General features: G+C 70.8%; 9 protein-coding genes. 2 read left to right on the top strand and 7 right to left on the bottom strand.

Annotated elements, in window-relative coordinates; translation table 11 throughout:
* The first annotated feature begins 5 nt into the window (after positions 1–5).
* A complete protein-coding gene (locus tag ABH926_RS17815; RefSeq protein WP_370366766.1) occupies positions 6–875 on the top strand; it encodes a phytanoyl-CoA dioxygenase family protein in 870 nt (289 codons plus the stop codon).
* Here ABH926_RS17815 and ABH926_RS17810 read toward each other — a convergent pair.
* The 3 genes from ABH926_RS17810 to ABH926_RS17800 form a co-directional block, all read right to left on the bottom strand.
* Complete coding sequence (locus ABH926_RS17810; protein ID WP_370366765.1) at positions 862–1,410, bottom strand: hypothetical protein; 549 nt, start codon at positions 1,408–1,410, stop codon at positions 862–864. The genes ABH926_RS17815 and ABH926_RS17810 overlap by 14 nt on opposite strands.
* A 163-nt stretch (positions 1,411–1,573) precedes the next feature.
* Positions 1,574–3,271, bottom strand: coding sequence for a carboxylesterase/lipase family protein (locus tag ABH926_RS17805; RefSeq protein WP_370366764.1), 1,698 nt, complete (start codon positions 3,269–3,271; stop codon positions 1,574–1,576).
* Between the two features lie 183 nt (positions 3,272–3,454).
* Positions 3,455–4,129, bottom strand: a complete 675-nt coding sequence (locus tag ABH926_RS17800; protein WP_370366763.1) for a hypothetical protein — start codon at positions 4,127–4,129, stop codon at positions 3,455–3,457.
* A 120-nt stretch (positions 4,130–4,249) separates the two neighbouring features.
* On the opposite strand from ABH926_RS17800, the gene ABH926_RS17795 reads away from it, so the two are divergent.
* Positions 4,250–6,043 carry a condensation domain-containing protein gene (locus tag ABH926_RS17795; RefSeq protein WP_370366762.1) on the top strand — a complete coding sequence of 598 codons (1,794 nt, stop codon included), beginning with the start codon at positions 4,250–4,252 and terminating at the stop codon, positions 6,041–6,043.
* A 27-nt stretch (positions 6,044–6,070) separates the two neighbouring features.
* Here the strand turns inward: ABH926_RS17795 and ABH926_RS17790 are convergent, their stop codons facing one another.
* The 4 genes from ABH926_RS17790 to ABH926_RS17775 form a co-directional block, all read right to left on the bottom strand.
* Positions 6,071–7,072 carry a hypothetical protein gene (locus ABH926_RS17790; protein ID WP_370366761.1) on the bottom strand — a complete coding sequence of 334 codons (1,002 nt, stop codon included), beginning with the start codon at positions 7,070–7,072 and terminating at the stop codon, positions 6,071–6,073.
* Positions 7,073–7,163: 91 nt separating this feature from the next.
* Complete coding sequence (locus tag ABH926_RS17785; protein ID WP_370366759.1) at positions 7,164–9,272, bottom strand: cellulose binding domain-containing protein; 2,109 nt, start codon at positions 9,270–9,272, stop codon at positions 7,164–7,166.
* A gap of 73 nt (positions 9,273–9,345) precedes the next feature.
* Positions 9,346–10,554: a cellulose-binding domain-containing protein gene (locus tag ABH926_RS17780; protein ID WP_370366758.1), complete on the bottom strand. Its 1,209-nt coding sequence runs from the start codon at positions 10,552–10,554 to the stop codon at positions 9,346–9,348.
* Complete coding sequence (locus ABH926_RS17775) at positions 10,554–11,348, bottom strand: hypothetical protein (protein WP_370366757.1); 795 nt, start codon at positions 11,346–11,348, stop codon at positions 10,554–10,556. The genes ABH926_RS17780 and ABH926_RS17775 overlap by 1 nt, the downstream gene beginning before the upstream one ends.
* Positions 11,349–11,354 lie beyond the last annotated feature (6 nt).

The raw sequence follows: 11,354 nt of genomic DNA, 5'->3' as shown, positions 1-11,354 counted from the left end.
AGCTGGTGTCCGAGCTGCGCGTGGCCAATGACCACCTCGGCGATCCGCCGCACCTTCGAGCCCTGTTCGAGAACGAGGGATACCTGTTCTTCCGCGACGTCCTGGACCAGGACGCGGTGCTGGCCGCCGGCCGCCAGGTGGTCCGAACACTGGTCGAACGGGGACTCGTTCAGCGCATGCCGCTGTCGGGCGAGGACGACGCCAGACTCCAGGACGCACTGAACGAGCAGCAGCTCTGGGAGCGTCTGGTCGCCACCCCATCGGTGGCGGCCTTCTTCACGCAGGTCGCCGGCGCACCGGTCCGCTTCATCCCGCTGGCCCGCTACCGCGTCATGGCGCCGGGCAGCGCGACCCTGATCCACCAGGACGCGCTGCTCAATCCGGGATTCGACATGACCACGGCCTGGATCCCGCTGATGGCCGTCGACGCCGAACTCGGCGGCCTGGCGGTGGCGGCCGGCAGCCACCGCCAGGGCTGCGTACCGCTGGAGGAACTACCGCCGTTGGAGGACCTGTGGCGCGGCGCCGTGTACGAACCGGGCGACGTCGTGCTCATGCACGAGGCCCTGGTCCACACCGGCCTGCCGAACCGCTCGCCGGACGGCCTGCGGCTGTCGATCGACGTACGGTTCCAGCACCCGGCGGCGCCGGCCGCGGTCGTCGGCTACATCGCCGCAGTCGACGCGGCCTCGGTCCGCATCGAAGGCGAGGACGGGGAGAGCGTGACCCTCGACGTGGACGACTCGACGCTGCTCCGAAACGGTTCCGGGCGGCGGATCCCGCTGGCGGAGCTGACAGACTCGGAACTCGCGCCGGGGCGGCGGGTCATCGCTTCGCAGCGGGGCGGCGTGGCGGTGATGGTCAAGGCGCTGTAGATACCCAGGGGAACCCACTGGGATCCGCGGCAATACGTGCTTGCAGGTCCGCATCCCGGTGACCGCGGATCCGGTCCAGGAAGGGGAAGTCTTCGGGACCCACCGCCAGCTTGGCCAACGGCTCCACCGGGACCGGACTCGCCGCCTGCGCGACGTGGGCCTGCGCATCCCCGACCGCGAGCGGCGGCTGGGCTTCGAAGGTGGCCGCCGGCAGCAGATAGACCATCCCCGTACGCCACGGATTCTGTTCGAGCGCCGTGTCGCTGATCGAGAAGTAGTAGTACGGCTCGCTCAGTTCGCCGATCTGCGAGCCGAGCCGGACGCAGGAGTTGCATAGCATCATCGGATGGTGCTCGCGGTCCAGAACCGCGTAGTACATCGGCCACAAGCCGTCGGCAGCGGCGAAGACGGCGCGGCGGCTGCTGAACTCGAGCGTGTCGTCCGGCTGGCGCGGCTCGAACCGGGCGATGCCGGGGTCGCCCGAGCGTGCAGCACCAGGTCCGCGCGCTCCGCCGCATGGCACAGGAACTGCCACTTCGGCAGGTCGAGCCGATAGTCGACGGGGTGGCCCGGGCCCTGTTCGAGCGCCCGGGCCAACAACTGGTCGACCGCCGCCAGGGTCGCGCCGTCACGGCGCAGCTCAGGTCTGCGGAGCCAATAGGCCGGCATGTCCACCGCGGCACCCTACCGCGCACGCATCAGCCAGCGACGCCTAACTCCTCCCCCGGCGCCGCGACCCACGGCTCCAAGTCCCACGACGGGAACGAATACGCGTTCCACATCGCACGCTCAGCCTCCTGCGGCCCGTCCTGCACGCGCTCCGGCACGTCCCAGATCTTCGTGGCGCGGGTGGCCGGGGTGTAGCTCGGCCAGCCGGGCCGGCCGTCGCGGGCGAAGCCGGACCAGGCGTCCATCATGTCCCGGGACAGGGTGGTGAGCTGGGGGCGCTCGGCGGCCAGGGTGGCGGCGCCGCGCGGGTAGCCGGCGAGGTCCAGGTTGCCCAGGACGAAGGGGATCTCCTCGGTGTGCATCGCGCCGAGGTTCTGGGCTTCCGGCAGGCCGCTGACATAGGGGACGTGCCAGTCGAACTGGTAGACGTAGGTGGGCCGCCAGCAAGATTGGGCCTGGGCCATGCGCAGGGTGGGGACGCGGAAGATCTGGTCGGTGAGCATGGCGTTCACCACGCGGCCGGGTGGCAGGCCGGGGCGGTCGGCGGCGTACTGGTCGAACATCGCCTGCTTCTGGGGGGCCAGGACCGTCGGGAAGCTTCGGTACGCCGACAGGGGCAAGTCCAGCACCTGGGGTGCGAACAGGGCCCAGTAGTCGGTCTCGTTCTCGGTAGTGCCGACCATCAGGTCGACGTTCCGGGCGCTGCCCGCCGCGATGCGGTCCGCCACCGGGCCCGGGATCAGGGTGCCGTCGATCGCGGGGCCGAAGAACAGGGCGTCGGCGAGGCCTGACACTCCCTGCTGGGCCTTGTTCTGCAACTCCATCAGCTGCTGGGTGCTCATCGCGTCCAGTTGGGCCACGCTGGTGATGTTCCCGACGCTCAACAGATGCGCCGCGGCATCGTCGGCGTACTGCCGAGTGTGGACCAGGTAGCCGGGACCGCTCTCCACGATGGCACGCCGGAACAAGCGTTCGGGGTGGTCTCCGGCCAGCAGCGCGGAGATCGAGACCGCGCCGGCGGACTGGCCGAACACGGTGACCTCACGCGGATCGCCGCCGAAAGCGCGGATCTGGCGCTGGACGAAGGTCAGGGCCGCGATCTCATCGCGCAAGCCGTTGTTGCCCGAGCCCGCGTACCGCCGGTCCAGGCCGCCGAGCTCGGTCCAGCCGAGCATCCCGAGCCGGTAGTCGACGCTGACCACGACCGCGTCGCCGCGCGCCGCCAGCGCCGAACCGTCGAACACCGGCTCGCTCGCCGCGCCGAACTCGTCCGCACCGCCGTGCAGGAACACCAGCACCGGCTTGTTCGCGCCGCCGGAGCGCGGCTGCCAGATCTGGGTGTAGAGGCAGTCCTCGCTGCCGCCGCCCCCGCCGCTGAGGTCCTGCGGGCAGCCAGGCTTGGCGGCGGTCGCCTGGAGGGTGCCGTGCCAGCGCGCGGGCGGCGCCGGCGGCAGGAAGCGGCGCGCGCCGGTGGGCGGTGCGGCGTACGGGACACCGAGGTAGGCGCAGGTGGTGCCCTGTGCCAGGCCCTGCACGCGGCCGAGCGTGGTGCCGGCGTCGCAATCACGGCTACTCAGTACGCCGCGCGCAGCAGCAGTAGTAGCAGTAGCAGTAGCAACATCACCCACAGCCGCCGCCGGGCCGGCCGCACAGAGCACGCCGCCCAGCAGCAGGCTCAGCGCGGCCGCCATCGGCCACGCCCTGCCCCTGATGGTCTTGTGGAACACGAAGCAATCCCCTTCATCCCGTCGCCGGGGCCCGAGTGATCCCAGCCGTCCCAGCTTGGCGATCGGGAACCCGTGCGGGCATCGGCGCGCGGGTGGAAAACGGGATCTCCACCCGAGGGGCCCAGGGACGCAGGTGGGCGGCGCGCCTCCACCCCGGGGGTGGAGCCGACCGCCGCTCGGTGACTACCGGTACAGAACAGACCGGGGGAACATGGCCGTGACCGCCGCCTGGCGGGAGCGGCCGGAACGGCCGAAGCGGGCGGGCAGCTCGTAGACGCTGAGTTCGACACCAGCCTTGCGGGCCACGTCGGAAATCGCCGCCTCGCTGAAGCCGCGGACGTGCACGGCTCCCAGCCGGCGCGAGCGGCTGTCGAGGAACAGAAGCAGGTCGATCGGCCGCGACGCCGACTTCAGGAGAGCGAGGCCGACGACGACAGGGGCGTTGGCCAAGGGCGCGGAGGTGACACTCTTGGGGCTGCCCATCGCGGGCGGAAGGAAGTCGGACTCGACGCCGCCGGACGAGACAGGCCAGGTGTACCCCCGCCCACCGAAGATGCTCAGAGCATTGCCGTCCCAGAGGATCTGCAAACAAGCACGCTCATACATAACGTCCGCTTTCACCGCGAAAGGGCGGGGACTGGCATCCGCGGAAGCGAGGTGACTGGTCCGGCGCGGAAGCGCCGAGCCGCGCCGAAAGTACTTCAGCGAGAGCTCGGCCGCCTTCCGGTCGAGCGCGGCCTGTCGGACGCCCACCGGTTTGCCGCCGCGTTGCCATGGACGCGTCGCTCGACCCCGTGCGGGAGCCTTTCCCAAACCGGTTGTCGAGAGCATCGATTGCGCACGCTTCGCGTTCGGCATGGCGGCAGCGTACGAGCCGAAACCGTTGAGGAACAGCGGTCAGGCGGCCGCGACGCCGCTCCGCGAGACAGTCTCCCGAGGCTATCGACGACTGCTGATATGAACGGGATATGATGCGCTATGCATCTTGGCTCGCACCCGACCAGCGGGCACGCCCCGGAAACAGAGCCCGCATTCATCCCCTACGACCCCGTCGAGCTCGACGAGGGCCACCAGCTCGATCCCGCGGCCGTCGAGAAGCGCATCCTGGACGGCGCGCCGCAGTTCCACGACTGTCTCGTCGCCTCCGCGCGGCTGCGCGGCCGCGTGCAGACCGACGTCCTGCTGGCGCTGCGGCCCGGCGTCGATCCCGACGACGACCACGAGGCGGCCGTGCTGGCCGCGCTCACCGGGGCCGAGGCCGCGACGCTGCGCCGGGTCCTGGTGCTCGGGGCCGATCGGGACCAGCCGGCCGATGAGCTCGACCATCGCCGGACCCTGATCTGGCAGCACCAGGTCGCCGAGATCGCCGGTGCCCGGCTGCCCGGGGTCGGGCCGGCCGTGGATCCGGTGCCGGTGCCGACGGAGCACGTTCCGGTGGAGTTCGCCGGCGACGGAGAGGGCGTCGCCGGGCTGAGTTGGGGGCAGCACGAGATCTGGCAGTCCATGACCCGGCAGGGGAACTGGCTGCCGCTGGGCGGCTGGCGGCCGGTGGATCCCGGCACGCCGGTCGAGGCCATCGCCGAGGAGCTCGCGTATCTGCACCACCGCTTCCCCTCGATGCGGACCCGGCTGCGCTTCGACCCGCAGGGCCGGCTGACCCAGGAGCTGTTCGGCTCCGGATCGACGCACCTGGACGTCTTCGACCTGGACGCCGACGCCGACCCCGAGGCCGTCGACGAGCTCGCCGCCGCCGTCTCGGCCCACTACCAGCACCAGCCCTACGACCTGCGCAACGAATGGCCGGTGCGGATGGGCGTGGTGCGCCAGGGCGGCGAGGCGACGCGGATGATCGTCGCCATGCACCACCTGGCGCTGGACGGCGGCGGGGCCGAGATCATGCTCCGCGATGTCGCGACCCGGGCCACCGCGGCGCCCTCCGGGCTCCAGCAGCTGGACCAGAGCGCCTGGCAGCGCTCGCCCGCCGGCCGCCGGCACAGCGACAGGACCCTGCGACACTTCGCCGACATCCTGCGGGTCATGCCGACCCCGACGTTCCCGGCCTCGGCCGACCCGCGCCGGCCGCGCTACTGGAGCGCCGAGTACTACTCCCCCGCGCTGCGGCCGGCGCTGGCGGCGCTGCGCGAGCGCACCGGCGCCGACCCGACCCGGATCCTGTTCGCGGTGTACGCGATCGCGCTGGCGCACGTCACCGGCGTGCACCCGGTGCTGTTCCGGCCGGTCATCGGCAACCGCTTCCGGCACCAGCTGGCCGACGTCGTCTGCCACGCGGCCCAGGCCGGCCTGGTCCTGCTCGACGTCGCCGACGCCACCGTCGAGGAGGTGATCGACCGCGCCGGCCCGGCGGCGATGAACGCCCTCAAGCACAGCTACTTCGACCCGGAGCAGCTCAACGAGATGACCGAGGCCATCGGCCGGGAACGCGGCGCCGAGCTGGACATCGCCTCGTTCCTGAACGACCGCCGCGTCGCCCCGGCGACCGACACCGACACCCCGGCCCCCGCACCGACCGCCGAGGACTTCGCGGCGGCGCGCGCCGCGAGCCGCTTCATCTGGACCCAGCGCCGCAACGATCCGGTGGAGCGGCTGTTCCTGCACGTCGACGACGGTCCGGACGCCGTCACCCTGCTGGTGGAGGCCGACACCCGCGGCATGTCGCCGGCTCAGATCGAGCACCTGGTGCGGGAGGTCGAGGAGGTCGCGGTGACGGCGGCGACGCAGCCGGGGCTGAGCACCGGCATATCAGCCCGCTGACAGCATCGCGAACTCCCGGGACCTGCCTCACCCCCGCTGGGAAGGCAGGTCCCGGAGCGCCATGCGCTGCTTGCCGGCGGACAGCACGGCCAGCACGAGGAAACCGACGCTCATCGCGGCCGCGACCGCGGCGAACGAGCCGATGCTGAAGAAGGGGTCGGTCATCTCCTCCACCAGCTCCGGGGCGAGACAGCCCAGGACGCCGGTCGCCGCGGCGACCGGCCACACCGGCGAGCTCCAAGCCTGGACGCAGACCGCCAGCGCCGAGGCGAGCAGGATCGCGTACGTGACTTCGCTGCCGGTCACCGGGGCGGCTCGGTGCACGATCGGCGGCAGCACGTCGGCGAGGCTCGCGACGCCGAAGGCGGCCGTGGGGATCAGGGCCGCGAGCCAACGCCGGGGGTCGCGGACCGGGGCGGCGCCGCGCCGGAAGGACAGCACGACCGCGCCGGCGGTCACCACATAGGGAATCGCGCCATACAGGCGTGCGTACGGCGACATCCCCATAGCGGACGAATCCCTGGTGAGTATGGCGCCGGCCGCCAACGCCGCGACCAGCGCGATGCCCGTGCGCCGCCACCCCGCGATCAGCGCCACAAAGGCGACCGGCCAGCCGGCCTGGGCCAAGGCGCTGCATTCCCGCGCCGTGCCCATCCTGAACACCGGCGGCACACTGCCCGATTCGTACAGGATGAACCGGGCCATGAGGGCCGCCTCGACGATCCCCTGCACCGCCATCAGCAGAACACTGAGCAAGGCCACGATGCGGACGACCTCGGCACGGCCGGCGGCCGACGCCGGCCGGTGCTCCGCCCCGAACCGGACGCGGATCCCCAACCCGGCCAGGCTGAACACCTCGCCGATCGTCGGCCACTGCTGCCGCGGCCCGCTCTTGTCCATGAGCACGGCGAGCAGTTCCTCCCCGCGCTCGGCGCGGTATGCCTTCGGCAGAACCGTCAGAAGCCTGTCATACCGCCGTTGCAGAACCTCGCTCGTGCGATCCCCCGCCGGGTCACTCGATGAACTCATGGACGATATATATCGCCTGCCGAGCTATAGCCGCAAGCGCCCCGGCCCGGCATCGGAGCCGGAGCCGGAGCCGGGGCGCAGGAGCCTGCGATCAGGAACTGTAGGTGGTCGTGCAGATCGTGCCGTTCAGGCTGATCGCCGCCGGGGACGGATACGCCCCGGTGTTGTTCCCGACGAACCCGATGCTGGCTGAGTTGCCGCCGTCCGCCGCCAGGTTCGCGTTCCAGCTCAGGCTGGTGGCTTCGACGTTCTGGCCGGTACCGGACCAGTTCGCGTTCCAGCCGGAGGACAGGGACTCACCGGCGCTGGGGAAGGTGAAGGTGAGCGACCAGCCGTCGATCGGGGCCGGTCCGGTGTCGGTGACCGTGAGCGAGGCGACGTAGCCGTTCCCCCAGCCCGTCGTCACCTGGTAGTCCACCGCGCAGGTACCGGCCGCCGGCGTTCCGGTGGTGAACGTGAGCGGGTCCGAGGGCGGGGACAGATCGCCGTTCTGGTCGGTGGCCAGCACGTTGAGGGTGTAGCCGGTGCCCGGAACCAGATTGGCGATCGTCGCCGAGGTGGAGGTCGACTCGGCGAGCAGTTCGCTGGTCGTGCCGAACTGCCGGTAGACCTCGTAGCGGGTGGCCGTGCCGCCGGTGGACGGGGTCCAGCTGACCGTCGCCTGCGTCCCGGTGACCTGCGAGACCGCCGACGAGCCCGGCGCTGTCAGGATGCTGACGGGGTTGCCGGACGGGGTCAGCACGACGGTCTCGATCGAGTACGGCGGCAGCGTCTGGACGGCGCTGGTCCCGGCCGTCGCGGCCGTGATCGCGGTGCCCTCGTCGCCGTAGGTGTAGACGGTCGGCGTCGCGGTGCTCGGCGTGTACCCGGCGTAGTGCAGGTTCACGGTGTAGCTGTTGGCCGGATCCTTGTTCACCAGCATCACGGCCAGGTTCCCGTCGGCCTGCTTGACCGCGTGCGCGGCGACGAGCTGCAGATCGGTGCCGGCCCGGACCATCTGGTCGCCGGGGCGCCCGAGCTTGCTCAGCATGCTGATGGCGAAGTAGCTCGGGAACGGCGTGTTCATCGCCGGCTCGCAGACCGAGCCCACGCAGGCGCCGCTGGACAGCACGCCCCAGTCGTCGTAGTCCGTGGCCCCGTCGGGCGCGGTGCTGATCTGGGTCGGTCCGTTGTGGGTGTCCCACCAGTCGACGGTGAACACGCCTTGTTCCAGCGCCGTGAGGTAGGTGTCGGCCCCGAACAGCGCATCCGGCTGCGTGTCCTCGTCGACACCGGCGTTCACCTCAGTGAGCGCTATACCGAGGCGGGAGGCGCCGGCCCCGCCGTACTCGCTGATCTCGCTCCGCAGCTGCGCCAGCTCCCCCGGCAGCTGCACCGGTTCGCCGAGCGCGGTGGCGGCGCCGCCGCCGTTCGGATACCAGTGCACGATGACGAAGTCGACCGCCGAGCCGGCGATCGAGAGCACCTGGCGGTTCCAGTCGGCCGAATCCCCGGCGGCCACCACGCCGTCGGGCCAGTTGCCGGGCAGGGTGAGCACGGCGCCCACCTTGATCGTGGGGTCGACCGCCTTCATCGCCTTGCTGTACTGGATGACGTTCTGGGCGTAGGTGGCCGGGCTCTTGCTGCTGTGGTCGTCGGCCTCCCAGCCGTTGCCGTAGTAGCCGTTGCCGTAGTTCTCGTTGCCGACCTCCCAGTACTTGTCGCCATAGCCCTTGGTGACGTTGGCGTACTGGACCCAGTCGGCGGCCTCCTGGGGCGTGCCGGTGCCGTAGTTGGCGATCAGGATGGGCTGGGCGCCGATCTTCTTCACCGTGCCCATGAAGGAGTCGAAGTCGGTGCCGGGGGCCACGTAGCCACCGGGAGCGGTGTTGGTCTGCCAGTCGTAGATGTCGCCGTAGGAGCCGCCGGGGTAGCGCAGCATCCCGATCCCGGCCTGCCCGAGCAGGCCCTGGACCGCCGGGGTGTTCATCTGGCTGTCCCAGACCGCGCTGTTGAGGCCGTAGCCGGTGGCCGGGATGGTGCCCAGGCCTTCCATGGTGTTGACGGTGACATCGACCTGCGCGGCGGCAGTGGCGGCCGTGGCGGTGGACGCCGCGGCACTGCCGCCCGGGACGGCGGCCACGACGCCGGTGACGGCGAGCAGCCCGGCCGCGGCGAGCGTGCCGAATCTGCTCCCGCTCGAGAATCCGCCCCCGCTCACAAATCTCCCCACTCTCAAACCAGTGACTCCCTTCGATGGAACTGCTGAAACGGTTATCAGGGGATTGCAAACCTCAACAGCCGATCCGGCTCGTGCTCAGCACCACGTCGTCGAACCACAAGGTGTCGTCGCCGGCGCTGTAGTCCTCCCAGCCGAGCTTCAGATCGGTGAGCTGCGGACGCCATGAGGCCCCGCTGCCGGACAGCCACTGGTCGTCGACGTCCGGCGTGGACACGCCGTCCTCGGTCAGGCCCGCGACGGGGCTTCCGTCGTACCAGGTGTGGATCTGACCGCTGGTGCCGTCCACGGAGAACTCCAGGCACTCCCACGTACCGGTCGGGAACACGACGCTCTGTGCCACGCCGGCCGGGCTCTGGTCCGGCAGCGTGGCGTCGTCGGACTGGCGGTTCCACATCAGGGCGCCGTTCTGCGCGCCCAGGCGCAGGTCGGTGTTGCCATGCGCGGAGTCGTTCATGGCCAGGAATGTGGTGTGGTTGGTAGGCAGCGGCGCGGTGTGCTTCATCCAGAAGCGGACGTACCAGGTCGGCGCGGCGGCCGGCATGTCGGTGGAGTCGGCGGCGAAGACGTGGTCGCAGTACGTCCCGTGACCGTCGATCTCCAGGGACTTCAGGCCGGAGTGCGCCTGCGCGGTGGTGATCGCGGCGGTGCCGGTCCAGGAGCAACTCGGGGTGACGACGGACCATCGGCCGGAGGGCACATTAGAGGTCTGATTCTCGAAGCCGTCGCAGAACACCGCGCTCGCCGGACAGGGGCCGCTGCTCGGCTGGCTGGATGGCGAGGTCGGCGGCGACGTGGACGGCAAGGTCGGCGAGGTCGGCGGTGAGCTGGAAGGCGAGCTCGGCGTTCCGATGCCGCTGCACGGCACACCATTGAACGCGAAGTCAGCAGGCGCTCCGTTCGCCCCGGAATACGTGGCCTGGAAGCCGAATCCGACCGTGGCCCCAGCCGCGACCGATCCGTTGTAGGGCTCGCTGGCCGCGCTGACCTGCTGTCCGCTCTGGCTGACCTGCGCGTTCCAGGCGGAAGTCACCTGCTGGTTCCCGCTCCAGGACCAGGTCGCGGTCCACGCACTCAGCGCCGGGCCGTTGTTGGTCACCGTCACGTCGGCGGTAAAGCCGGCGCTCCACTGGTTCACCTGGTAGGCGACCGTGCAGCCGGTACCGGCGCCCTCGGCCGGTTTCGATCCGAAGACGAACATCGCCGACAAGGCCAGAACCGCCGCTGCCACCAAGGCCAGAGTGCGGATGCTGCGCACATACATCAGGGCACCTCCACCGTGAACGCGGCCGTGTGTTCGATTCCCGAGGTCTGGAACTGGACGAACAACCGCCACGTGCCGGCCTCGGGGAAGAGGATCTGCGCCGTCAGGGCTCCGGCCCCGCTGGCGCCGCCGGCGGAGCGTCCCGTGGACAGCGCCCGGGCGAAGGCCGCGTCCCCGGCGTGGAACGCGGTCAGGTGCGCGTAGCCGTCGAGCAGCCGGTCGAACTGCTGGACCGGCTTGCCGTCCTTGGTGACGGCGACTCCGAGGTCCGTCTCGGATCCCCGGTGTGGCGCGCCGGTCAGCTTCAGCGCATAACCGTCAGCGGTAGCCGAGTCGGTTGCTGCGGGCAGATCGGCAACGGTCGCTGTACCGGGCACCGTCAGCGGCTGCGACAGCGAGTAGGACAAAGGGGTTCCGACGCTGGAATCGGGCGCCGCGAACGTGATGTAGGTGCGGTACGAGCCGGCCGTCAGCGCCGGCAGTTCGACCGTCCAGGTCCCGTCGGCGCGCATCGAGGCGGTCAGCTGGTGGAAGTCGCCGAGGTCGGTCCGGACGAGGTAGAACACCAGCAGTTGACCTTCGTACGGCTGGAACCGGGTGACGGTCTGACCGCCGGGGCCAGTGATGTGGAACGTGTACGGCGCCGGCGAACCCGCTGCCGGCGGCGAGGCGCCGACGACGTAGGAATAGTCGCCGACGCCGCCGTGGAGCCCATTGTCGGCGGCCACCGCCGGGGCGATCTTCGGGCCGCTGGGCGCTCCCATGGCCGGCATGTCCATGCCGTTCATGTCCATGCCGGA

This window comes from Catenulispora sp. GP43 (genome assembly GCF_041260665.1).
GTDB lineage: Bacteria > Actinomycetota > Actinomycetes > Streptomycetales > Catenulisporaceae > Catenulispora.
The sequence above is the reverse complement of the archived record's forward strand: the minus strand, read 5'-3'. Positions and strand labels throughout refer to the sequence as shown.